We start from the raw sequence: 25026 nt of genomic DNA, 5'->3' as shown, positions 1-25026 counted from the left end.
TTATTTTCACTAAATCCTTCCACTGTCTTTAACCCAATCTGAAATTTTTTGATTAAAGCTTGTGTTTTCCGTTAATTTTTCAACATTTAAATGCATTCTGTATCGCCAATAATGCGGAAACACTGCAGGATTATTAATTCGTTCATGATCTATACTGTCATTCGTAAGCTCCGCATCCGTAGCAAGAAATTCCTGAATAGGAAAAACAGCGAGCATCGCATCGTTGTACAAATGCTGTTTCATAATAATTTCTGCCAAATGAGGTTCCAAATTTTCTGTAACTCTTCCATACTGCATAAGCTGCTGATTAAAGTACTGCTGTGTAAGTTGTGAATCTTCCTTCCACCATTGACGCAGTGTTGAACTGTCGTGTGAAGAAGCTGTTACCACATTCAGATAAGCTGCATTTTTGGGATTATAAAAAGGAATTTGTTCTGACGGCATTCTCTGAACCTTGAGGGCAACGATTGCCAACTCATCCATCACTTCAGGCACACAATCGGGAACCATTCCTAAATCTTCTCCGCAAATCAGCATTTTTGTAGCGTTTAGAATGACAGGAAGCTTTTCCATGGCTTTTTCTTTCCAGAGGTAATCCTGCCTTTTAAAGAAATAATCGTGATACAGTTCATAGATTGCTTTCTTTTCCCAATCTGATAAATTTTGATACGATTCTGTTTTGAAAGCATTAAATCTTGGATGATAAACAGTCTGCCCGTCTCGCACTTCTGTTAAAAACAAAACATTTGCACAAAGAGCAATCAGTTGTTCTTCAATAGAACCGGCCGGTCTTTTCTTAAAATATTCTGAAAGTTTTCTTTGTGTATCAAATTCTTCCTTAAAAGAATAAGTACCGTTGTGATTATTATTTAAGAAATCTAATGCCTTATTACTCTGTTCACCGAAATATCTCCAAAGAATCAAATCAGTTATAAAAGGCTTGCAATACCTGTCAAAATTAAAAGGAATATGTCTAGCGTTGAATTCCTCCAAAACGATAGGAACAGCAGGATAAAAATATCCCAAAATTCCTTGTGTAGCAGAAATCGGCATTCTCCAGATTCTAAAAAATCCGAGGATATGATCGATTCTCATCGCGTCAAAATACTGCTCTAAAGCTTTGAACCTGTTTTTCCACCACTGGTAATCATCTGCCTTCATCGCTTCCCAATTGTAAGTTGGAAATTCCCAGTTCTGCCCAAGATCCGTAAACTGATCCGGCGGTGCACCTGCCTGGAAATCCATCCCAAATAATTCAGGTTCCGTCCATGCTTCTACAGAATGTCTGTAAATACCTATTGGCAAATCTCCCTTCAAAGAAACTCCTAAACTATGAATATAGTCGACCGCATCTTTCAACTGTTTACTTAGCTGAAACTGCACCCATGCATGAAGCATTGAACTATCGTAATCTTTACTTTTAGCAGAGAAAAAAGGAGCAATCTTCCCGGCAATGTATTTTTTATGGGTTTTCCATTCATTAAAATTGGGCGTTTTATATTTATCTCTTAAAACACAAAATGCAGAGTAAGGTAATAGCCACGTTTCATTGTCTTTAATGAATTTCTTAAAATTTCTGTCTTTATAAATCTTTTCCTTTTCAAGATTAAAAACTGCCTTCAGATACTTCCATTTGGCAGAAATCATCTTTTCGTAATCAATTAACTCCAGCGAATTCAATTCTGTTTTTTCATCTTCAAATTCATCAACTAAACCCTTCGGTAAATCGTAATCTAAATTTAATATCGAAATATATTGAGGATGCAAGGCATAAACTGAAACTGCAGCGTACGGATAAGAATCCGTCCAAGAATAATTGGCAGTTGTATCATTTATCGGCAGAATCTGAATAATTCCTAATGATGCTTCATTCGTCCAGTCTGCGAGTTTCTTTAAATCAGAAAACTCACCTACACCAAAACCATCCTCGCTTCGTAATGAGAAAACAGGAACTGCGACTCCAGCATCGTGGTACATTTGGTAAGACTTAAATTTAAAATAGTGGTCTGCAGAAATTTGCAAAACATCTTTCTGAAGATTTGGAGTAATGTGCCTGTTTTCTCCGCTTTCAACATCAATTAACTTACCAGCAGCCTTATCAAAAATAGCATATTTATACTGAATCAGAATATTTTCAGAGATTTCCACAGAGGTTTCCCAAATCCCAAAGTCAGTTTGGGTAAGAGGTATAGCTTTTCCGTAATCCCAGTTTCCTAAAGACTCAACGTTTCCGAGCAAAACTATCTCCCAGTTTGAATTATACAAAGGCGCTTCAATTCTGAATAAATGGCTGTGCTTTTTGAGTACAGATAATTTTTGGGGAGCAAACTGATTAAGTTTGTTATGAAATATTTTATTGTTGAGATAATTTTCGGGAAAATTCTTATTATTCCACTGATCGAAAACCAAAAACTCTTTATAATTATGTGGAAAATTAAGATGATGCGAAACAAATTCCTTTCTTAAAACTTTATTATGCTCGTCAACCAGCTGATAATGATATAAAATCGCTTTTGAAAAATAATCTACCTCACATTTCCAAGAACCGTCATCTGTATAAAACATGGAATGAATCTTAGACGGATGTCCACCCTCATCAATTGCCAACTGCAGGTTTTCTCCAGCATTTGTACGATAGTCAACGTTAAAATATAATTTCATCTACCTATTTTTTTGATAAAAATAAGGTTTTAAAATTGAAAAACAAACCGTTACAGTGTCAAATAATCATTAAAAAACCTTTCTTCAAAATTGAAAAAAGGCTGTTCTAATCATAAAAAAAATCATATTTATTCTGTCAAAAGAATTTTTTTACTTAGCAAGGTTTTACCCGATTCATCTGTAATATTTACAATGTATGAGCCGCTTATCAGATTTTTCAGATAGATCTGTTGGTTCAAAACGCCATCTTTTACAGACAATCTTTGCGTCATTGTGGTCTTTCCGGAAAGATCAAATACATTCAGCTTCAGATTATTTTTTAAATTTTTATCATTAACCTTCACATAGATAAAACCTTCGTCAACCTTTGTAGGGTATATATCAAGATTTACAAAAACACTTACAGAAGCTGCTCTGTCATTGACAAAATACTTACTTGCCAAATCGTAAATATGTAAATTGCTCTCTCCTGGAAGTTGCTTCGCTTCAAGATTATCCAGACTCACTTCATACATTGAGGCCCCTTTTGCACTTGCAATCGCTACGTTTCCTTTTGAATTTACCGCTGCTCCGTTTACAGAATAATTGTCAGGAAGACCCGATATTTTTCCAATAAATTTCGCTTTTAATTCTTTCGTTGTAACTTTAAAAACATTACCTGATGTTGCAAAAACGTAGAAATTATTCTCTCCATCGGCAATCATATCTCCGCCGAAACCACTCTCAATGGCCGTGAAAGAATTCTTTCCATTTGCTGTATCATCTTTGACAATTCCAAGATCATTCACAACATATTGATTGTTCTTTTTACTGATTTGAATAAATTGGGTACCCGAATTGTTGATGGCATACACATTACCATCGTAAGCTGTCGTCATTCTTGTGATATGTGAATTGATGTCACATGACGTTACCCGTGCAACAGTATTTTCAACCAAGGTAATTTCTTTTGTTTTCTGATTCAAAACATAAATATTGGATGAAAACATAGGCATATACACCAAATTATCACCAGATGAATCATAAGCCAAAGCTGCTAACGTCATTGACTGTGCGTGATTGTAGGAAGTTTTATCTTCAGTAACAGGAGTTTTTCTTGACTGCGAAATTACTTTTGCTTCGGAAGAAACCCCGAAAATACTTTGCCCGGAAGTTCCGTCAGCGTTCATCGTACGGAAATCATTGAACTCAATTCTTGGTGAATCTTTACCTGCAAGTGCAAAAAAATCCTGCTGTGCACTGATTGTGTTCCCAAGTAACAATAGCAGAATAGGGAATAAATGTTTTTTCATATGTAGTATTTTTGGTTTGTAAATGTTTTAGTCTTACTAAGTTAAACATTTTTCAAATTGTTTTTAAAAATTATTCCTAAAAAATTTCCCTACAATTTAACGCATAAAAAAACTCTCCCAAATTTTAAGGATCGAGCAGAGATTATAGTTGAAAATCTGCGAAATCTTTAAAATCCGAGAGAGATATTTTTTTTAAAACTTTCTTAGTTCAAAACGTAAGAAGTTCCGTCTCTACCATCTTTAAGCTCAATGCCTTCAGCCAAAAGTTTATCTCTGATCTGGTCTGAAAGTTCAAAGTTTTTAGATTTTCTAGCCTGATTTCTCAACTCAATTAAAACCTGTAATGTCTGATCCAGTTTTTCATTATTATTTTCTTCAATGGCCTGAAGACCCAAAACATCGAATATTAAAGCATTTAAAGTTGATTTTAAATCTGCTAAATCCTCTGTTGAAACCGTTTCTTTTTCATCTTTTAAAGCAAAAATAAATTTCACTGCTTCAAATAAATGAGCAATTAAAACCGGGGAGTTGAAATCATCCGTCAAAGCATCATATGCTTTGGTTTTCCATTCTTTAAGATTAAAACCGGATTCTTTTTGGTCATTTGGTGTGATTGAATTTAAAACTTTTACCGCTTCCATCAATCTTGTGAAACCTTTTTCACTTGCCAACATTGCATCATTAGAAATATCTAAAACACTTCTGTAATGCGCCTGCAGAAAGCAAAAACGCACTATTGTAGGATGAAAAGGTTTTTCGAAGAAATCGTTTTCACCTGAAACCAATTGTTTAGGTAAGATATAATTTCCAGTCGATTTGCTCATACGCTGAGAATTCATGGTCAGCATATTGGCGTGCATCCAGTAGTTCACTGGCTCTACATCATTGCAAGCTTTCCCTTGTGCAATTTCACACTCATGGTGTGGAAATTTCAAATCCATTCCACCTCCGTGGATATCGAATTTATCTCCTAAATATTTCGTGCTCATTGCAGTACATTCAAGATGCCATCCAGGGAAACCTTCACCCCAGGGAGAATTCCAACGCATAATGTGTGCCGGCGAAGCTTTTTTCCACAACGCAAAATCCTGTGGGTTTTTCTTTTCACCCTGACCGTCTAAATCTCTTGTATTGGCAAAAAGTTCTTCGATATTTCGTTTTGAAAGTTCACCGTAATTCAGGCCTCTCTTATTGTATTCTAAAACATCAAAATAAACTGAACCGTTGCTTTCGTAAGCAAAACCTTTTTCAATTAATTTTTGAGTCAATTCGATCTGTTCAACAATGTGACCGGTTGCCGTAGGCTCAATATTCGGAGGAAGCAGATTAAACATTTCCAGAACTTTATGAAAATCGACCGTGTATTTTTGAACGATTTCCATCGGTTCTAATTTTTCGAGACGGGTCTGCTTTACAAAACGGTCGTTGTTGACATCTCCATCGTCAGTAAGATGACCTGCATCAGTAATATTCCTTACGTATCTTACTTTATAGCCTAAATGCATTAAGCTTCGGTAGATAAAATCGAAAGAAAGGAAAGTACGCACATTTCCCAAATGCACATTGCTGTAAACCGTCGGTCCACAAACGTACATCCCGACGTTTCCTTCTAAAATTGGAGTAAATATTTCTTTTTCCGCCGTTAGCGAATTATATATTTTTAGTTGCATTTATTTTTTAATTAAAAGATTGAATGATTATAATATTTAAAAATTAGCTAAAACAAATTATGTCACAACAAATAATGGTTGTGATGAATATCTGATCTGAGACTTTTTTAAATTTTATCATTTCTAAATTTTTAATAATCAAGTTTTGCATGACTTCCCACATAATGAAGGAATTCCTGTCTGGTAATCGGATTGGTTCTAAAAATACCACTCAATTCGGCAGTAATTGTTGAACTTGCAGTGTCTTTAATTCCTCTGCAGTTTACGCAAAGGTGTTTTGCATCAATGATACACGCAACATTTTGAGTTCCTAAAGCATCTTTTAATGCATCTACAATCTGCATCGTCAACCTTTCCTGAACCTGCGGTCTTTTTGCGTAATAATCGACAATTCTATTGATCTTAGAAAGTCCGATTACATCACCGCTAGAAATATAGGCAACATGTGCTCTTCCGATGATTGGTAGAAAGTGGTGTTCACAGAAAGAATAAACCGTTATATCTTTTTCCACCAACATCTGGCGGTATTTGTATTTATTTGAAAATGTAGAAATTCCCGGTTTATTTTCAGGAAGAAGTCCTCCGAAAATTTCATTAACATACATTTTAGCAACACGTTTTGGTGAATCTTTCAAAGAATCATCAGTCATATCAAGACCTAACGTTTCCATGATTTCCCCAAAAAGCTGAGTAATTTTTTCTATTTTTTCCTGTGGTGATTTCTCAAAAGCATCTTCACGAATCGGCGTATGCTCTTTTCCAGTGAAAATATCATCATCGTTATCGGTAAAATCAACCATTTTTATTTATTTTGCAACAAAAATACGGATAAAATTAATTCTATATTTTAATTTAGCTCAAATTTAAATTACGTTTCACATCTTTATAGTCTTACAAGTTATGGTCATTGTTGAAGAAGTACTGAGTAGTGCACAAAAAAAAGAATTTCTGGAGTTTCCTGCCAGACTTTACAAGGATGACGTAGCGTATATTCGGCCTTTAGACAAAGATATTGAAACTGTTTTTGATGACAATAAAAACAAATGTTTTGCCAATGGTGAAAGCAAAAGGTTTTTGTTTAAAAATAAAGAAGGCAAAACTGTAGGAAAAGTTGCCGTTTTTGTTAACGAACAATACATCGAAAAACAGCCAACGGGAGGTATTGGTTTCTTCGATTGTATCAATGATCAGGAAACGGCCAATTTCATTTTTGACCACTGCAAAACCTGGCTTCAGGAAAAAGGAATGGAAGCAATGGACGGCTCAATAAATTTCGGAGAACGCGATAAATTTTGGGGCGTATTGATTGAAGGTTTTTCAGAACCTTTGTACGGAATGAATTATAACTTCCCATATTATCAGGCTCTTTTTGAGAATTACGGATTTGAAATTTACTACAATCAATTATGTTTCAGCAGAAAAGCGCATGCTCCTACTTCGAGAATTTTCAATCTCATGCACGCTAAGCATTCTAAAAATGAAAATTTTTCTTCAAAACGGGTCACAAAAAACAATATGGATAAATTTGCCGAAGATTTTTATACCATTTACAATAAATCATGGGAGAGCCACGGCGGCGGAAAACAAATGTCTCTGAATGACGTTAAAAGACTTTTCAACACGATGAAACCTGTAATGAACGAGCATATCGCATGGTTTGCCTACGAAAGTGGAAATCCTATTGCGATGTGGATCAATATCCCGGATCTCAATCAATGGTTTAAGTATTTGAATGGGAAATTTGGACTTGTCGACAAACTGAAATTTCTATATTATAAAACTTTTAAACATAATTCTAAGTTTGTTGGTTTAATTTTTGGAGTTCTTCCGGAGTGGCAAAATAAAGGCGTAGAAGGCTACCTCATCGTGGAAGCTGCCAATCATTTCCGTGTGGCGACAAAATTTGAGGATTTTGAAATGCAGTGGATTGGCGATTTCAACCCGAAAATGCTAGGCTTGGCAAAACATTTGGAGACAGAAGTGACAAGGAAACTGGCAACCTACCGATATTTATTTGACCGCACAAAAGAATTTGAGAAGCATCCTTCAATTTAAATTTAAAAAACCAAATCATGGAATCATTAATTTTTGTCATTATCCTATTTTTTATTTTTCTGCTATCAATCCCCGCAATTATTTTTCTGATTGCTTATCTAGCCGCACAAAGCAGAAAGAAAAAACAGAAAGTTCTTTTGGAGCAAATAGGTACTCCCGAATATCATGCTTTTGTTCGATATAATATGGGAAACACTCAAAATGAATTCTTTAAATTAAAAGCATTTCAGGGAAGCGGAATTATTTATGTAGAAGACAGAAAAATAATTTTCAGAGATACTTTAAATCAAAATCCTTATACATTCAATTTAGATGAATCTTCAATAAAATGGGAAGATATCAATCTTGTAAATGGTCTGTTGAAATGGTTTTCGGTAAGCGACGATACAAAAAAATACTTTTTTAATATCGACAGCGGAATGTTCATTTTTAATACCAATTCTTCGAAACCGACAACTAAAAGTGTTTTTGATCAATTGATTCAATATCAAATTGAATATAAACAATAAGGCTTTAGAAAAATTTCTAAAGCCTTATCTCTTCACTTTTACTAACTATTTAAAACAGCTCTCCAGCCACTTTTTTAATATTATCGCTTTTACCCATCGAGTAAAAATGCAGAACCGGAACGCCAAAATCAAGAAGTTCTTTACATTGGCTGATTGCCCATTCTACACCGATTTGTTTTACCGCTTCATTATTTTTTGCACTTTCTACGGCATTGATTAAATCTTCAGGTAAATCTATTTTAAAAACCTGAGGCAATAATTTCAAATGTTTTTTTGTCGCAATCGGTTTAATTCCTGGAATAATTGGAACAGTAATTCCCATTTCACGAGCTTTAGTAACAAATTCGATATATTTTTTATTATCAAAAAACATCTGCGTTACGATATAATCTGCACCAGCGTCTACTTTTTGTTTGAGCCATTTCAGATCATAGTTCATTGACGGGGCTTCCATGTGTTTTTCGGGATAGCCTGCCACACCAATGCAGAATTTGTTGTGATCATCACAAATTTGCTCATCATGAAGATATTTTCCTCTTCCCAAATTATTGATCTGGTTTACCAACTCCATTGCGCTTGCGTGACCGCCTGGAGTTGCTTCAAAATATTGATGACCCTTCATCGCATCGCCACGAAGTGCCATAATATTGTCGATTCCCAAATACATACAGTCTACCAATAGATATTCTGTTTCTTCTTTGGTAAATCCTCCGCAAAGTAAGTGTGGAACAGTGTCTACATTGTATTTATGCTGAATTGCGGCACAGATCCCTAAAGTTCCGGGACGCATTCTCGTGATACGACGTTCCATTAAACCATTTCCTTTGTCGATGTAGATGTATTCTTCTCTTGAAGTTGTAACGTCGATGAATGGAGGTTTAAATTCCATCAAAGGGTCTATATTTTTATACAAGTCTTCAATCCCGATTCCCTTTTGAGGTGGAACAACCTCTAAGGAAAATAAGGTTTTACCGTCAGCATTTTTTATATGGTCTGTGATTTTCATTATTTATTAATAGTAGTTTAGTTTTTGTATATCCAATCTGTAATTAAGGCTTCACAATTTTTATAATTATTAAGCGGAAAACTGATTTTAAATCGATACCTGAAATTGTTATAATTTTCGAAAAAATTTGCGCTTTCTAATACTTCAAAAGCAGATTTGATGTTCACTTTATATTTAATAATTTGATGACTCTTTAAAACTTTCATTTTATCCGGTTTAAAGCAATCTATATTTTTATTGGCAAGATCCATCTTTTCATAAGTGTTGGTTTTGTTATTGAATATTGCAAACTCAACCAATCGAATATTACAAAAATCTATTCTCCTTGGAATGTTAAAAGATTGAGCTCCAGTATTTGAAACCGACAATGTAAAGTATCCTGTGTTTTTTAAATTATCATTGTTAATTTTCAGAGAATAATCACAATTAATTTGTCCAAAGGCAATTGTCGAGATATAAATAAAGAAAAGTGATAGAATCTTCATGCAATTATTATTTTAAATTCCGTCTGCTAAATTCGGGTTCAGCCATTTTCTGGCTTCCTGTAAAGAAATTCCTTTCCTTTGTGAATATTCCTTCAGTTGATCTTCTGAAATTTTTCCTAAACCAAAATATTTGGCGTGAGGACTTCCAAAATAATATCCGGAAACGGCTGCTGTAGGGAACATTGCTAAACTTTCAGTAAGATAAACACCAATGTTTTCTTCCACTTTCAGTAAATCCCAGATTGCGTGTTTTTCCAAATGATCAGGACAAGCAGGATAACCTGGAGCAGGACGGATTCCTTTGTATTTTTCGGCAATTAAATCTTCGTTGCTTAAATTTTCCTGATTGGCATATCCCCAATATTCTGTACGTACTTTTTTATGTAAAAATTCTGCATAAGCTTCCGCGAAACGGTCGGCAATAGCTTTTACCATGATGGCGTTGTAATCGTCGTTGTCTTTCTCATACTGATCAGACAGTTCATCTGTACCGAAACCTGTGCATACGCAAAACGCGCCCATGTAATCGGTCTTTCCTGAACTTTTAGGTGCAATAAAATCACTTAGTGCGATATAATCTTTACCTTTTGATTTCTGAACCTGTTGTCTCAGCGTTAAAAACTTAACCTTTTCCTGATCATTTTCATCATAAATTAAAATATCATCTGTTTCGTTTGAATTGGCTTTGAAAATTCCAAATATCGCCTTTGCGACCAATAGTTTTTCATCAACAATTTTCTTCAGGATTTTCTGTCCGTCGGCAAATAATTCTTTCGCCTGCTCGCCTACAACCTCATCATCAAAAATGTTTGGATATTTCCCATGGAGATCCCAGCTTCTGAAAAACGGTGACCAGTCAATAAAAGGAATTAATTCTTCAAGATCCTGATTTTCAAAAACCTGAATTCCTAAATGATTTGGTGTGAAAATTTCTTCATTTTCCCAATCTATTTTAAATTTATCTTTTCGGGCATCTTCAATGGAAACATAGTTTTTATCAACCTGTCTGTTCAGGAATTTTTCTCTGAAATCTGAATAATCACTTTTCAGATCATCCACATACTCTTTATTTCGGTCTCCAAGCAACGAACTTACAACGTTTACCGCTCGGGAAGCGTCATTCACGTGAACGACAGCATTTTTATATTTTAAATCAATCTTTACAGCAGTGTGCGCTTTCGAAGTCGTTGCACCACCGATTAATAAAGGAAAATTTAAATTCTGTCTTTCAAGTTCTGAAGCGATGTAGACCATTTCGTCTAGACTTGGCGTGATCAATCCGCTCAAACCAATAACATCCACGTTGTGATCAATGGCTGCCTGAATAATTTTCTCGGCAGGAACCATTACGCCCAAATCGACAATATCATAATTATTACATCCCAACACTACACTCACAATATTTTTCCCGATATCGTGAACGTCGCCCTTTACAGTAGCCATCAAAATTTTTCCGTTGGGTTTCTGAGCCACATCTTTTTCTGCTTCTATAAATGGTTGCAGATAAGCGACCGCTCTTTTCATAACTCGGGCAGACTTTACCACCTGCGGAAGAAACATTTTTCCTGCACCAAATAAATCTCCGACAACGCCCATTCCCGTCATCAGATTAACTTCGATGACGTGAAGCGGTCTTTCAGACTGCAGCCTGGCTTCTTCCACATCTTCTTCGATAAAACGGTCAATACCTTTCACCAAAGAATGCGTGATTCTTTCCTGTAAAGGATACGTACGCCATTCGAGTTCTTCAACTTTTTCTTTTTTAACCGATTTATTTCGTTCAGAGTAATCTAAAAGTCTTTCTGTAGCATCTTCTCGTTTGTCTAGAATTACATCTTCTACAAGTGCAAGAAGTTCTTTATTAATCTGATCATAAACCTCCAGCAAAGCAGGATTTACAATTCCGATATTCATTCCGGCCTGGATGGCGTGATACAAGAAAACTGAGTGCATAGCTTCACGTACCGTATCGTTTCCACGGAAAGAAAAAGACACATTGGAAACTCCTCCACTTACCGAAGCATAAGGAAGATTTTGTCTTACCCAGCGTGTAGCCTCAATGAAATCGATTGCGTTACGACGATGTTCCTCCATTCCCGTTGCAACGGGAAATATATTTAAATCGAAAATAATATCTTCAGCCGGAAATTTAACTTCATTAACTAAAATGTCGTAAGATCGTTGGGTGATCTCCAGTCTTCTTTCGTAATTGTCGGCTTGCCCAACCTCATCGAAAGCCATTACAATTACGGCTGCACCATATCTCTTAATCGCTTTGGCGTGTTTTACAAACTCTTCTTTTCCTTCTTTTAAACTGATGGAATTCACCACACATTTCCCCTGAACGACCTGAAGACCAGCTTCCAAAATTTCCCATTTCGAGGAATCGACCATGATTGGGATTTTGGAAATATCAGGTTCAGAACCAATAAGGTTGAGGAATTTGACCATGGAAGCCTTTCCGTCGATCAAACCATCGTCAAAATTTACGTCAAGAATCTGAGCTCCACCATCCACCTGATCTCTTGCGATATCTAAGGCTTCTGAGAATTTCTCTTCTTTGATTAATCTTAAAAACTTTTTAGATCCGGCAACGTTGGTTCTTTCACCCACGTTGATAAAATTGGATTCCGGAGTAATAATCAGAGGTTCTAGCCCTGATAATCGTAAATATTTCATTGAATTATTCTTCTAAAATAAAATATGCGTTATTCGCATTTTGCTTCAGCAAATCGACATGTTTGCCCAAAGCGGTAAAAATCGGAAATCGTTTGTAGCCCAGATTATTTTCTTTGGCAAACTGCTCGATTTCCTCTGTGATTTCACTATAATACATGTAACTGTAATTTGGAAAAAGGTGATGCGCAACATGAAAGTTGAAATTTCCCAGAACATTTCTCACAAACCAGTTATTCTCTTGTAAATCATTGGTCACTTCCAGCTGATGACAAATCCAGCTGAACGGAAGCCCGTTTTTTTCATCTAATTTCGGAAAAGCATTATCCGGAAGAGGATGCAGCGGCAACAATACAAAAAGTGCAAATATGCTTGCAGCAATTACTTGTAAAAACCATGCTCCCAAAGCCAAGCCTAAAGAAATTTTCAAAAATAAAACAGGAACAGCAATCTGATAGAAAAAGTAAAAAAATTTAAAACTGATCATTTTAATTTTTTCTGAAGCAGGAATTTTGCCTTGGGTTTTCAAAATCACTCGTTCTTGATCAAAAAAATCTCTGAAATCTCTGATAAACATCCAGTTGAACAAATACAGCGGATACACCAGAAAGAAAAAGAGGTGTTGATATTTTTGAATTCCTTTCGCTTTAATCCATGGAACGATGAGCAACAGCCCGCTCTGCTCAATGTCTGTATCCCAGCCGTCAACATTCGGGTAAGCATGGTGCGCTGCGATGTGTCTTTTTTTCCAGATGTAAGAGTTTGCTCCCACTAAATCAAAAATCTGCAAAACTAGACTGTTGAGTTTTTTATTCTTAAAGATATTGTTGTGAGCCGCTTCGTGAATTAAGTTTAAATAAATTAAAACCAAAGAAATCCCCATCAAAACAAAACTCGAAATGTAAACCCACGGCCGATCTGCGTTGAAAAGAGCAAACAGATACAAACCAAAATACACCAAAGGCAAAATAATCGCTTTGATCTGAATGTAAACATCTCTGTTTTTGGGAAGTGCTTCTACTCGCTGGTTCACTCTTTTTCTTAATTCATTAAACAATTGGTTATCGTAGGGATCTTTGAGGTAAAATGGCTTTTCCATAAGATTGTCGGTTTAGATTTAAAAAAAGTTTTTCTTACTTGTTTCTAAATTTTCAACAATCAAAAATCATACAAAATTTTTCACCTTTCTAGGTTCATATTTATCAACCAATTCGGCAATTGCCTTGATATGTTCAGGCGTTGTACCACAGCAGCCGCCGATAATGTTTATTAATCCTTTTTCCACATACTCTCTGATCTGCGCTGCCATTTGGTCCGGAGATTCATCATACTGTCCGAAAGCATTCGGAAGACCTGCATTCGGATATGCTGAAACACAAAATTCTGAATTGTGAGCCAGTGTTTCTAAATACGGAGTCAGCTGATTGGCACCCAAAGCACAGTTAAATCCTACACTTAATAAATTTAAGTGTGAAACTGAGATTAAAAAAGCTTCAGCAGTTTGACCACTCAATGTTCTTCCTGAAGCATCTGTAATCGTTCCTGAAACCATGATTGGGATTTGAATTCCTCTTTCTTCCTGAATTTCATCGATGGCAAACAAAGCTGCTTTTGCATTCAGCGTATCAAAAATTGTTTCTACCAAAAGAATATCTGACCCTCCATCAAGCAAAGCTTCCGACTGCTGTTTGTACGCTAATCTCAATTCTTCAAACGTAATTGCACGGTAACCAGGATCATTCACATCTGGACTTAAACTTGCCGTTCTGTTAGTCGGTCCAATTGAGCCAGCAACAAATCTCGGCTTGTTGGGATTCTGAGCGATAAACTCGTCACAAACTTTTCTGGCAATCTTTGCGGATTCGTAGTTGAGTTCGTATACCAACTCTTCCATATGATAATCTGCCATTGCGATGGTTGTCCCGGAAAATGTATTGGTTTCCAGAATATCAGCTCCTGCTTCTAGGTATTTTCTGTGAACTTCTTCAATCGCATGAGGCTGCGTCAAAGAAAGCAGGTCGTTGTTTCCTTTTACAGGATGCTCCCAATCTTTGAAACGTTCTCCACGGTAATCTTCTTCTTCAAATTTATACCGCTGAAGCATAGTCCCCATGGCACCATCGAGAATTAAGATTCTCTCGGAAAGGGCTTTATATAGTTGTGCTGAATTTTTCATTATATTGAATATCACATGTTTTTAATAAGATTGTATTCTAATTTTTATTATTTAATCGTCCTTTTAGGACCTTGCTCTAAAGATAATTTTAAGATTTCTAAATCATCTTCATCCGTGAATCGAAGGATAGATCTTCAACATAGCCCCGATGGAAGTGGCATCCTTTTTTGTTTTCTCAAAACAAAAAAGATATAGCGGACAGCGGGAGAATCTTGTTTCGAAGCCTTCCTTTGTTGCTCCTAAAATATTTATCTCCTGTTAGAATGGCATTATCCCAAAGCCTGTTTCAAATCTGCAATAATATCATCCACATTTTCCAGACCTACCGAGCAGCGTACCAAACCTGCGGTGATTCCCACTTCATTTCTTTCTTTGTCAGACAGCTTGGAGTGTGTTGTAGATGCAGGATGCGTCACAATGCTTCGGGTATCACCCAGATTGGCAGACAACGAGCACATTTTTATTTTATCTAAAAATTTTCTACCACCTTCAATTCCACCTTTGATCTCGAAAGCCACTACATTTCCACCTAACTTCATTTGTTTTTTGGCAATCTCATAGCTCGGATGAGATTTTAAAAACGGATATTTTACTAATTCAACATTCGGATGATTTTCTAAAAATTCTGCGACCTTCAAAGCGTTTTCGCAATGTCTTTCTACACGGATTGCTAAAGTCTCTAAGCTTTTCGATAAAACCCAAGCGTTGAACGGTGACATTGCAGGACCCGTATTTCTGGCAAAAAGATAAATTTCTCTGATCAGATCTTCTTTACCAACTGCTACTCCGCCTAAAACGCGACCCTGCCCGTCCATCAGTTTAGTTGCCGAATGTACTACCAGATCAGCACCATATTTTATCGGCTGCTGAAGGTAAGGTGTGGCAAAACAGTTGTCTACGATGAAGATAAGATTGTGTTTTTTGGCAATCTGACCGAAATATTCTAAGTCTAAAATCTCAATTGCCGGATTTGTAGGTGTTTCCAAATACAAAATCTTCGTATTGGGTTGAATGTATTTTTCTACATTTTCAGAATCCTCAGCTTTAAAATACGTGGTTTCGATATTCCATTTGGGGAAATACTTTGTGAACAGGGTATGTGTAGAACCGAAAACTGATTGGCAACTCACGATGTGGTCACCCGCATTCAGTAAAGTTGCAAAAGTTGAATAAATTGCAGCCATTCCTGTTGCAAAAGCATAACCAGCTTCCGCACCTTCCATTTTCACGATTTTATCTGTAAATTCTGTGACATTAGGATTAGAAAACCGACTGTACAGATTTTTTGATTTTTCTTCAGCAAAACTCGCTCTCATATCTTCCGCATCTTCAAAAATAAAGCTTGAGGTAAGATACAAAGGCGTAGAATGCTCGTCAAACTGAGTTCTTTCGGTTTGGGTTCTTATTGCAAGGGTTTCAAAATTCTCGTTTTCCATTATTATATGATTTTGATTGATAAGATTCATCCTATCTATATTAAATCGTCACTTTTGGACTCTTTACGTTGACACTTTTTTTGCTCCAATTATTTTGTTTCACTCAGTCTTAGAATATCTCCAAAAACACCACGGGCAGTTACTTTTGCACCCGCACCGGCTCCCATAATAACAATAGGGTTTTCACCATAACTTTCGGTGTAGATTTCAAAAATTGAATCTGAACCTTTTAACTGACCCAAAGCTGAAGTTGCGGGAACAGAAATTAGTTTCACATCCAGCTCACCTTTTTCTTTCTGTAAATCACCATGCAAATCACCAACATATCTTAAAACGTGATTCGGCTCCTGATTTTTCTTGATTTGATTATACTCATCATCCAATTCTTCTAATCTCGAAAGGAATTCTTGTTTTGATACAGAAAGCAAAGCTTCAGGAACCAAATTCTGAATATTGATGTCCGTGAATTCATTTATTAAATCTAATTCTCTTGCCAAAATCAATAATTTTCTTGCAACATCATTCCCCGACAAATCTTCTCTCGGATCTGGCTCTGTAAAGCCTTTTTCTAAAGCTTCATTAACGATTGTTGAAAATTTATCGTCTCTTAAAGAAAAATTATTGAACACGTAGCTCAGTGTTCCAGAGAAAACGCCTTTAATTCTGGTAATATTCTCACCGGAGAGATGTAAGAGTTTTATGGTATCAATCAATGGCAAACCAGCACCTACATTGGTTTCGTATAAATAACGTTTGTTATTTTTGTTCAACGTATATCTTAGTTTACGGTATTCTTCAATCGGAAGAGTGTTGAAAATTTTGTTTGATGAGACCAAATCAAAACCATTTTCTGCCAGCGCCTGATAGTTTTTAACAAAATCAATGCTCGCGGTATTATCTACAACAATAAGGTTTTCAAGCTGGTTTTCTTTTGAGAAATTGATTAGCTCGTCAACGTTTGAAGATTTTTCGGCGGCAAAAACCTCATCACTCCATGTATTATCAAATCCTTTTTTGTTGAAGGCTATTTTTCTTGAATTAGCGACAGCAACAACTTTCAGATGGATATTTTTTCTTCTTTTAATTTCTTCGGAAGAATGTAAAACCTGCTCGATTAATGTTTTACCAACATTTCCGTGACCGATTATTGCCAAATGAACTGTTTTAGGTTTCTTGAAAATTTCCGATTCAATGATGTTTTTAGTTTTCTCATCCTGAGAAGATGTCACGACGATATTGATTTGTTTTTCACTAGAGTTCTGGTTTAAAAGCAGTGGAAAAACATTGTTCCTCGCCAGTTCGGAAAGAATTTTATTGAGATCATCTGCCACAAAACCAATGACAGAAACATTGTTAATACTATAAATTTGTGAAACTTTCCCTGATTTTCTTTCAGGTTCAAATTCTTCGATCAGACAAGTGACTGCTTTCTCAGAATCGTCTTCGTGAACAAGAATTGAAAGTCCGTTTTCCACAGCTTGCTGAGAGATCACTCCTACGCTTATTCTTGCGAATGTAAGTGCCTTAAAAACCCGTCCATCAATTCCGATTTCACCCAAGAAATCTTCACCTTCGAATTTAATAATTGATCTGTTTTTTAAAAATTTTATTTCGTTTGCATTAGCTTTCATCTACAAAATATTTTTTATGATATAATTTAACTGTTGATATTCCATTAAAAAGGCATCGTGCCCATGAATTGATTTGATCTCGTGATAGAAAACATCCTCTTTTTCAGCTTTCAGCCTGTTAAAACACATTCGGATTTCAGAAGCCGGAAAAAAAAGATCGGTATCTACAGAGATCATGTGCATTCGTGCTTTTATTTTACATAAATCTTTACCGTTTGCATTGATGTTCATCAGTAAATGGTTCATCAGCTGATAAGATTTTAAACTAAATCTTTCGGCTAGCGATTTTCCATGATAATTGAGCCAGTCTTCAGATTCTAATTGCTGTTTTTCCTGATTGAATTTATTTTGAAATCTGTCATTTAAAGATTGAGGTGTTCTGTAGCACAGCATTGCGTGAATTCGTGCTTTTTGTAGTGGTTCATCATCGCTGTTTAACAAAAATTGCTGAACGAGACATTGAGCGTGCAACCAATCATGAGTTTTAGAATCACATGCGATCGGAATAAAAATCTCTGCAAAATCTGGATTTTTAGCCAGCATTTCCCATCCGATTCCGCCTCCTAGAGAACCCCCAATAATAGCATATAACTTTTTAATATGTAAAGCTTCTAGACCTTTCAGAAAGACATTCGCCATGTCTGAAGGGGTGAAATCTGAATATTGATCGATAAAAAAATCATCAAAACCGTTTCCTGGAATATTGAAACATAGAACTGTATATTTATTGGTATCAATCACCTGACCTTCACCGATCAACTGCTTCCACCATCCTTTATCACCTGAAACATTTGAGTTTCCGGTTAAAGCATGATTGACCAAAATTATCGGAGCTGAAAACAAGTCTTTCCCAAAAAGCTGATAGCTTAATGAGATATTATATTCCTTTTGGGAATCGGTTTGGTACAAAAAATTAATATGTTGCAGTTCTGTTTTCAATTTTATATTATTAAAATAAATTTGAAAATGCCACGAGAAATGGCTGAAAAGAACTTCAGTAAGTTATCTGTCCAAAATAAAAAATTTTGGTAGAACGTAGCACCTTCTTTGCTTGCACAAAGGGTTGCTAAGGTTTCACAGGGTCTATCCCTCAACCTTTCTTGATAACATTTTCAATATGTAAATGAACGAGTTGTGCAAAGATAATACATTTCTCTGAAATATATAAATAAAAATTTTTTATCATTAAAAATCCTTTCAACAGAAAGCATTTTCGTAGCATGTTAAGAATTATTAAGCTTAAAAAAATTGGTTTTTTTTGGCAAAAAATCTACCTTAGCATTGAAAAATGATGTTATATGAGTGTTGAAAAGCAAAGACTAAAGGACAAAAACTGGTTAAACTGGGGGCCTTACGTCAGCAACAGACAGTGGGGAAATGTACGTGAAGACTACAGCCCAAACGGAGATGCGTGGCGCTTTGCCAATCACAACAATGCTGAGAGCTACGCATATCGCTGGGGCGAAGAAGGCATCGCCGGAATTTCTGATACTAAACAGCTTTTTTGCTTTGCACTCTCATTCTGGAATAAAAATGATGAAAGAATAAAAGAACGCTTTTTCGGGCTGAGTAATCCTCAGGGAAATCATGGTGAAGATATCAAAGAAATATTCTACTATTTAGACAATACTCCTACTCACAGCTATATGAAGCTTGTCTATAAATATCCTATCAATAAATTTCCTTACGAAGATCTTGTGGCCGAAAACGGCAGACGCAGCAAGAAAGAGCCAGAATATGAGATCATTGATACTGGAATTTTTGACAAGGATGAGTATTTCGATATTTTTATTGAATACTGCAAAGGAAATATTGATGACATTTTAGTTAAAGTAACTGTTTGCAACCGCAGCAATCAAGACGCACCCATCATTGTAATGCCTACAGCATGGTACAGAAATAACTGGAAGTGGGGCTATAATGAATACAAAGGTCAATTGGAAGATTCTCATGACGGCTGTATTACTATAAGCCACGATAGCGTCCCTTTAAAAAAATTCTATTCAAAAAATAAAAATGCGCAAAGGGTTTTCTGTGATAATGAAACCAACAACCCAAAACTTTACGACTGTCCGGAAGTTGAAAATGCATTCTACAAAGATGGAATCAACGATTTTGTAGTTCATCAGAAAAACACCATTAACCCTGCAAAAAAAGGTTCAAAGGCTTCATTCATCGTTGAAGCAGAAATAAAAGCCGGACAATGTGAGATTTTCGAATTCAGACTTGCTCCGAATGAAATGGAAGATGCGTTTTACGATTTTGACAATATATTTAATTCAAGAATTTCTGAAGCAAATGAATTCTATGAAGAAATTCAGCAAGACGTTCCCAACGAAGATGAAAGAAACGTTCAAAGACAGGCTTTTGCAGGATTACTTTGGAACAAACAATTTTATCATTATAATGTAGGAAAATGGCTTAAAGGTGACCCAAATCACGAAGCTCCAAGAGACTTTAATAATTATGTAAGAAATACAGAATGGGAACATCTTCACAATAAAGATATCATCTCGATGCCGGATAAATGGGAATACCCTTGGTATGCAACCTGGGATTTGGCATTCCACTGTGTTCCTTATGCGATCATTGACGGAGATTTTGCTAAAAATCAACTTCTTTTGCTTACCAAAGAATGGTATATGCATCCTAACGGACAAATGCCTGCTTATGAGTGGAATTTGAGTGATGTAAATCCGCCTGTGCACGCATGGTCTTGCTTCAGGGTTTTTAAAATTGATGAAAAGACCAATGGCAAACCAGATCTTTTATTTTTAGAAAAAGTTTTCCAAAAGCTTCTCCTCAACTTTACCTGGTGGGTGAACCGAAAGGATAAAAATGGTAAAAATATTTTCGGTGGCGGATTCTTAGGACTCGATAACATCGGAGCTTTTGACCGGAATATGGAACTGAAAGATGGTGAACATCTTGAGCAAGCCGACGGAACGAGCTGGATGGCGATGTATGCGCTCAACATGATGCGAATTGCAATGGAATTGGCCCAGTATTATCAGGTTTATGAAGATATGGCCATCAAATTCTTCGAACATTATCTGTACATCGCAGAAGCGATGGAAAATATGGGAGAAGATAAAGAAGGTCTTTGGAATGAGGAAGACGGATTCTTTTATGATGTGCTGCAACTAGGAAATGGAGAGAGTGTAACATTAAGACTGAGAAGTATTGTCGGATTGATTCCTTTATTTGCCGTGGAAATTATAGACCATCATCTTTTAGATAAAATGCCCAATTTCAAGGCAAGAATGGATTGGGTTTTGAAAAACAAACCTGAACTTGCCAACCTTGTGTCTCACTGGGATGAAGAGGGCAGCGGAAGAAAACATTTGATGAGTATTCTTCGTAAAACAAGGCTTAAAAAAGTGCTGACCAGAATGGTTGACGAAAAAGAATTTTTGAGCTCCTACGGAATTCGGGCTATGTCAAAAGTATATGAAGAAAATCCTTTTGTATTTACGGTTCACGGTAACAAGAATGTGGTTTATTATACTCCGGCAGAAAGTGACAGCCGAATGTTTGGAGGAAACAGCAACTGGAGAGGTCCGATTTGGTTTCCCATAAACTTTCTGATTGTAGAAAGTCTTCAAAGGTTCCATTTTTACTACGGAAACAGTCTGAAAGTCGAATTCCCAACAGGAAGTGGTAATCAGAAAAATCTTGACGAAGTGGCTTCTGATATCAGCAACAGACTTTGCTCTATATTCTTAAAAGATGAGAGTGGACAAAGAGCTTTCAACGGTGGAAATTATAAATTTAATTACGATCCGAACTTTAAGGATTACATTACCTTCTTTGAATATTTCCATGGAGACAATGGTCGAGGAGTTGGCGCATCACACCAAACAGGTTGGACGGCAACCGTTGCCAAACTGATGAAACCAAGATTGGCATAATTGAGCTGGAGCGTGGGAGAATTTGAGGCTTGCAGAGAATCTTTTTTTACTATCTCAAATCCTCCCACTCTATTGCTCTATCCCTCTACCTTCTGTCCGTTTACATAAACTTCATAACCAATTTCTACATTGGGTTCTAAAGTTTTTGAAACTGAGCAGTATTTTTCGAATGATAATTCGGATGCTTTTAAGGCTTTTTTAGGATCTATTGTTCCTTCTAAAAAGAATTTAACCTTAATTGCTTTAAAAGGTTTTGCATCTTCCACAGGAACTCTTTCTCCTTCTACTTCAGCTTTAAAATCTGTGATTTCCTGTCTTTGTTTTTTCAGAATTGAAACTACATCGATTCCGCTGCAACCTGCAACTGCCATTAACACACTTTCCATTGGTGATACTCCTTTTGCGCCGGGCTGAGAAGTATTATCTAATAGAATTGAATTACCTTGTGCATTGGTGCATTCAAATAAAAAATCGTCGTTGAGTCTGTTGAGTGTTATTTTCATTTTTTATTATATCTAAAGTTATTCATATATCAAACCTTCTGAATCCATTTGCTTTCTTTCTTCATCGGTCATGGTTTTTCGTAAAACTTTTACAGTGTAAGCACCCTTTACAATATTCTTGTCGTAATACATCCAATCTGAAAGGTTATCAGTATTTACAACCACTTCGTCTCCAAGCTTTACATCAAGGGTCTGAATTGGTTCATTCTGTACAATCCCGCTGTATTTTCCATCATGAAAGACAATATCACCGATCCAAATATGTTCACCATCGCCTTCTGGAACATCAAATCTCTGCTTCAAAGTGAAATTTGAAAAATCTGGATTTTTACTTAAAAGAGCTTGGTAAAAATCAGTTTTGAAAGTTTCCCTCGCTTTTTCAATGGCCATATTCATTTCATTATCCATACTTTCAACAAAAACAACATCAGGCTCACCCTCTCTCTGAACTAGGCCTCTTTCTTTTTTATTCTGGCAACATACTGTAGTGAAAGATAATACCGTTACAAATAATATTCTTTTCATCCTTCTAATTTTTATAAAATCCCTCTCGCTTTTATCTCGAGATATTTATTAATCACCTCCACATTCAGATTTTCGGGAAGCGTATACACAGAATAAATCCCATACTTTCTCAACTCCTGAATGATCAGTTTCTTCTCAAATTCAAATTTTTCGGCAATTACTTCATCATAAATTTCCTGCATACTTTCAGGATTTTTGTGAAGCAGAGTCTGCAACTCTGAATTTTTAAAGAAAACCACTACCAGCAAATGGTTTTTAGCAATCCCGCGAAGATATTTCATCTGACGGTTTAGCGCATCTAAGGTTTCAAAATTGGTAAAAAGCAAAACCAGACTTCTTTGGTTCAACGAATATTTTACATCCTGATACAACCTGTTGAAATCACTTTCAAAAAAATCTGTTTTAATATTATACAGCGATTCTGAAATTTTCCTCAACTGACCCGATTTATTATCGGCAGCCACTTTATTTTCAGTTTTTTTAGAAAAAGTCATCATTCCGGCGCGATCACCTTTTTTCAGAATAATATGCGACAAAGCCATCGTTGCGTTGATAGAGTAGTCTAAAAGACTCAATTCTTTGAATGGCATTTTCATGGTTCTCCCTTTATCAATCAGCATAAAAACACGCTGTGCTTTTTCATCCTGAAATTGATTGACCATTAATCTATTGGTTTTGGAAGTCGCTTTCCAGTTGATGGTTCTTACGTCATCTCCGGGAATATATTCTTTGATTTGCTCAAACTCCATGGTGTGTCCGAGCTTTCTTATTTTTTTGATTCCACCAAGTAAAAACTCGTTTTGCAATGCCATTAATTCATATTTTCTTAAATGAATAAATGACGGATAAGCCGGCAAAAATGCATCTCTTTGAAAAGTAAATCTTTTGGACATAAAACCTAAAGGTGAAGAAGCAAAAATATTTAAAGCACCGAAATTGTATTCTCCTCTTTCTTTCGGTTCAAGAATATATTGAAACAAAGCGTTTTTGCCAGGCTCAATCTGTTTTTCAATTAAAAAATCTCTCTTCTGAAACTGAAATGGGATTTCATCAATAACTTTAGTGTTAATTTTAAAACTGTAATTATTTTTAATATCAACTTTCACAGGATTTTCATCACCGTTGGATAATTTTTCAGGTAAAATTCGTTGTGCTAAGACCCCATCTTTTTCTCTGAACAGAAGCAAATAATCAACCATTGCTGCCAGAAAAACGAGTAACAACGTTATATGACCTACCATCATTAGACCCGGAAAGAAAAACGCAAAAACATACAGAATTCCCACTCCGATCAGTGTGAAGAAAAAACGATTGTTGATGTATAGGTTTTTCATTTTAAATTCTGTTGATAGCTTTCAGATAATCAAATTCTAAATTGGTTTTGTTCTTATCTCGGGATTTCAATTCCTTCTAAAATTTGTCGGATTGTTTCATCAGCAGTCAATCCTTCCATTTCTCTTTCAGGCGATACGATCACTCGGTGTCTCAAAACCGCATAACTTGCTTCCTTAATATCTTCTGGTGTGACAAAATCTCTTCCTCGCAAGGCTGCAAAGGCTTTTGAAGCCGTCAGTAATGCTAAACTTGCACGTGGAGATGCGCCTAAATATAAAAACTGATTTTCTCTAGTGTTGATGATGATCTTCGCAATGTATTCCATCAGCTGAGATTCAACTATGATTTCTTTTACCAGTTTTTGGTAATTACTCAATTGCTCTGCACTGATCACATGCTTTACAACATTTGTTTTATCTTCCTGTCTGCTTTCGTGCTGATTTTTGATGATGGCAATTTCCTGTTCAAGATTCGGATATCCAACATTTATTTTAAATAAAAATCTATCGAGCTGTGCTTCCGGAAGTCTATAGGTTCCTTCATGCTCAATTGGATTTTGTGTCGCCACCACTAAAAACGGAGCTTCCATTTCGTACTGCGTTCCGTCCATCGTAATCTGTCTCTCTTCCATCACCTCAAACAAGGCAGATTGTGTTTTAGCCGGAGAACGGTTGATCTCATCAATTAGAATAAAGTTTGAAAAAATCGGACCTTTTTTAAATTCAAATTCGGAATTTTTCACACTGAAAATCGAAGTACCCAAAATATCTGAAGGCATCAAATCGGGAGTAAACTGTATTCTGCTAAAGTCGACATCAATAGTTTTTGCCAAAAGTTTTGCCGTAATCGTTTTTGCAACACCCGGAACACCTTCAATCAAAACGTGACCGTTTGATAATAAAGCTGCCAAAAGATGCTCGATCATATCATGCTGACCAACAATCACTTTTGCAATTTCAGCTTTTACTTTTTCTAAACTGTTGCGAAGTTCTATCATGTCAATTCTTGATTCAAATCCGCTCTCTTTTTTGTCTAAATCAATAGAAATCTGGGGTTCTGTATTTTGGTTCTCTTGGTTTTCCATATTTTGTTTATGCTTTGTAATATTAAATAGGATTTCATCCTATTCTTCATTAAATCATCTTTTGCAACTCT

At 35.9% G+C, this 25026-nt stretch carries 18 protein-coding genes and 1 riboswitch; of the genes, 3 read left to right on the top strand and 15 right to left on the bottom strand.

What is annotated here, in order from left to right; all coding sequences use genetic code 11:
* Positions 1-9: 9 nt before the first annotated feature.
* The 4 genes from AR685_RS15205 to folE all read right to left on the bottom strand — a co-directional run bounded on the left by AR685_RS15205 (position 10) and on the right by folE (position 6423).
* A complete protein-coding gene (locus AR685_RS15205; RefSeq protein WP_059125068.1) occupies positions 10-2661 on the bottom strand; it encodes a 4-alpha-glucanotransferase in 2652 nt (883 codons plus the stop codon).
* A 128-nt stretch (positions 2662-2789) separates the two neighbouring features.
* Positions 2790-3953, bottom strand: coding sequence for a T9SS type A sorting domain-containing protein (locus AR685_RS15200; RefSeq protein WP_059125067.1), 1164 nt, complete (start codon positions 3951-3953; stop codon positions 2790-2792).
* Positions 3954-4156: 203 nt separating this feature from the next.
* A complete protein-coding gene (gene cysS, locus AR685_RS15195) occupies positions 4157-5623 on the bottom strand; it encodes a cysteine--tRNA ligase (RefSeq protein ID WP_047447039.1) in 1467 nt (488 codons plus the stop codon).
* Positions 5624-5754: 131 nt separating this feature from the next.
* Positions 5755-6423 (bottom strand): GTP cyclohydrolase I FolE, encoded by a 669-nt coding sequence (folE, locus tag AR685_RS15190; protein ID WP_047447041.1) that lies wholly within the window; start codon positions 6421-6423, stop codon positions 5755-5757.
* Positions 6424-6523: 100 nt separating this feature from the next.
* Here folE and AR685_RS15185 point away from each other — a divergent pair, with 100 nt between their 5' ends.
* Both AR685_RS15185 and AR685_RS15180 read left to right on the top strand, forming a co-directional pair.
* Complete coding sequence (locus AR685_RS15185) at positions 6524-7678, top strand: hypothetical protein (RefSeq protein WP_047447044.1); 1155 nt, start codon at positions 6524-6526, stop codon at positions 7676-7678.
* Between the two features lie 17 nt (positions 7679-7695).
* Positions 7696-8187, top strand: coding sequence for a hypothetical protein (locus AR685_RS15180; protein ID WP_047447047.1), 492 nt, complete (start codon positions 7696-7698; stop codon positions 8185-8187).
* 49 nt (positions 8188-8236) lie between these two features.
* Here the strand turns inward: AR685_RS15180 and metF are convergent, their stop codons facing one another.
* From metF to AR685_RS15140, 7 genes are all read right to left on the bottom strand, one after another.
* On the bottom strand, positions 8237-9193 hold the full coding sequence (gene metF, locus AR685_RS15175; protein ID WP_047447050.1) for a methylenetetrahydrofolate reductase [NAD(P)H]: 957 nt from the start codon (positions 9191-9193) through the stop codon (positions 8237-8239).
* Positions 9194-9690: 497 nt separating this feature from the next.
* Positions 9691-12357 carry a methionine synthase gene (gene metH / locus AR685_RS15165; protein ID WP_059125065.1) on the bottom strand — a complete coding sequence of 889 codons (2667 nt, stop codon included), beginning with the start codon at positions 12355-12357 and terminating at the stop codon, positions 9691-9693.
* A 4-nt stretch (positions 12358-12361) separates the two neighbouring features.
* Positions 12362-13453 (bottom strand): fatty acid desaturase family protein, encoded by a 1092-nt coding sequence (locus AR685_RS15160; RefSeq protein WP_059125064.1) that lies wholly within the window; start codon positions 13451-13453, stop codon positions 12362-12364.
* Between the two features lie 66 nt (positions 13454-13519).
* On the bottom strand, positions 13520-14530 hold the full coding sequence (locus AR685_RS15155) for a homocysteine S-methyltransferase family protein (protein ID WP_047447060.1): 1011 nt from the start codon (positions 14528-14530) through the stop codon (positions 13520-13522).
* Between the two features lie 269 nt (positions 14531-14799).
* Positions 14800-15966 (bottom strand): O-succinylhomoserine sulfhydrylase, encoded by a 1167-nt coding sequence (locus AR685_RS15150; protein WP_059125063.1) that lies wholly within the window; start codon positions 15964-15966, stop codon positions 14800-14802.
* Between the two features lie 89 nt (positions 15967-16055).
* Positions 16056-17597, bottom strand: a complete 1542-nt coding sequence (locus tag AR685_RS15145) for an ACT domain-containing protein (RefSeq protein ID WP_059125062.1) — start codon at positions 17595-17597, stop codon at positions 16056-16058.
* Positions 17598-18536 (bottom strand): alpha/beta fold hydrolase, encoded by a 939-nt coding sequence (locus AR685_RS15140; protein ID WP_082671952.1) that lies wholly within the window; start codon positions 18534-18536, stop codon positions 17598-17600.
* A 60-nt stretch (positions 18537-18596) separates the two neighbouring features.
* Positions 18597-18707: riboswitch (SAM riboswitch) on the bottom strand.
* Positions 18708-18895: 188 nt separating this feature from the next.
* On the opposite strand from AR685_RS15140, the gene AR685_RS15135 reads away from it, so the two are divergent.
* Positions 18896-21508, top strand: coding sequence for an MGH1-like glycoside hydrolase domain-containing protein (locus AR685_RS15135; protein WP_047447069.1), 2613 nt, complete (start codon positions 18896-18898; stop codon positions 21506-21508).
* A 77-nt stretch (positions 21509-21585) separates the two neighbouring features.
* On the opposite strand, the gene AR685_RS15130 is transcribed toward AR685_RS15135, so the two are convergent.
* From AR685_RS15130 to AR685_RS15115, 4 genes are read right to left on the bottom strand one after another with little or no spacing between them, the layout of a single operon-like run.
* Complete coding sequence (locus AR685_RS15130; RefSeq protein WP_047447073.1) at positions 21586-22011, bottom strand: OsmC family protein; 426 nt, start codon at positions 22009-22011, stop codon at positions 21586-21588.
* Positions 22012-22029: 18 nt separating this feature from the next.
* A complete protein-coding gene (locus AR685_RS15125; RefSeq protein WP_052188062.1) occupies positions 22030-22536 on the bottom strand; it encodes a YegJ family protein in 507 nt (168 codons plus the stop codon).
* Between the two features lie 11 nt (positions 22537-22547).
* Positions 22548-23870: a DUF58 domain-containing protein gene (locus AR685_RS15120; RefSeq protein ID WP_047447076.1), complete on the bottom strand. Its 1323-nt coding sequence runs from the start codon at positions 23868-23870 to the stop codon at positions 22548-22550.
* Between the two features lie 53 nt (positions 23871-23923).
* Positions 23924-24955, bottom strand: a complete 1032-nt coding sequence (locus AR685_RS15115; protein ID WP_082671951.1) for an AAA family ATPase — start codon at positions 24953-24955, stop codon at positions 23924-23926.
* Positions 24956-25026 lie beyond the last annotated feature (71 nt).

This window comes from Chryseobacterium sp. JAH (assembly GCF_001507335.1).
GTDB lineage: Bacteria > Bacteroidota > Bacteroidia > Flavobacteriales > Weeksellaceae > Chryseobacterium.
This window is presented reverse-complemented; position numbering and strand designations above follow the sequence as displayed.

Bases quoted from the DNA above. Each gene is read 5' to 3' on its own strand.
- AR685_RS15205 (WP_059125068.1), bottom strand. From the start codon at position 2,661: ATGAAATTATATTTTAACGTTGACTATCGTACAAATGCTGGAGAAAAC.
- AR685_RS15200 (WP_059125067.1), bottom strand. From the start codon at position 3,953: ATGAAAAAACATTTATTCCCTATTCTGCTATTGTTACTTGGGAACACA.
- cysS (WP_047447039.1), bottom strand. From the start codon at position 5,623: ATGCAACTAAAAATATATAATTCGCTAACGGCGGAAAAAGAAATATTT.
- folE (WP_047447041.1), bottom strand. From the start codon at position 6,423: ATGGTTGATTTTACCGATAACGATGATGATATTTTCACTGGAAAAGAG.
- AR685_RS15185 (WP_047447044.1), top strand. From the start codon at position 6,524: ATGGTCATTGTTGAAGAAGTACTGAGTAGTGCACAAAAAAAAGAATTT.
- AR685_RS15180 (WP_047447047.1), top strand. From the start codon at position 7,696: ATGGAATCATTAATTTTTGTCATTATCCTATTTTTTATTTTTCTGCTA.
- metF (WP_047447050.1), bottom strand. From the start codon at position 9,193: ATGAAAATCACAGACCATATAAAAAATGCTGACGGTAAAACCTTATTT.
- metH (WP_059125065.1), bottom strand. From the start codon at position 12,357: ATGAAATATTTACGATTATCAGGGCTAGAACCTCTGATTATTACTCCG.
- AR685_RS15160 (WP_059125064.1), bottom strand. From the start codon at position 13,453: ATGGAAAAGCCATTTTACCTCAAAGATCCCTACGATAACCAATTGTTT.
- AR685_RS15155 (WP_047447060.1), bottom strand. From the start codon at position 14,530: ATGAAAAATTCAGCACAACTATATAAAGCCCTTTCCGAGAGAATCTTA.
- AR685_RS15150 (WP_059125063.1), bottom strand. From the start codon at position 15,966: ATGGAAAACGAGAATTTTGAAACCCTTGCAATAAGAACCCAAACCGAA.
- AR685_RS15145 (WP_059125062.1), bottom strand. From the start codon at position 17,597: ATGAAAGCTAATGCAAACGAAATAAAATTTTTAAAAAACAGATCAATT.
- AR685_RS15135 (WP_047447069.1), top strand. From the start codon at position 18,896: ATGAGTGTTGAAAAGCAAAGACTAAAGGACAAAAACTGGTTAAACTGG.
- AR685_RS15130 (WP_047447073.1), bottom strand. From the start codon at position 22,011: ATGAAAATAACACTCAACAGACTCAACGACGATTTTTTATTTGAATGC.
- AR685_RS15125 (WP_052188062.1), bottom strand. From the start codon at position 22,536: ATGAAAAGAATATTATTTGTAACGGTATTATCTTTCACTACAGTATGT.
- AR685_RS15120 (WP_047447076.1), bottom strand. From the start codon at position 23,870: ATGAAAAACCTATACATCAACAATCGTTTTTTCTTCACACTGATCGGA.
- AR685_RS15115 (WP_082671951.1), bottom strand. From the start codon at position 24,955: ATGGAAAACCAAGAGAACCAAAATACAGAACCCCAGATTTCTATTGAT.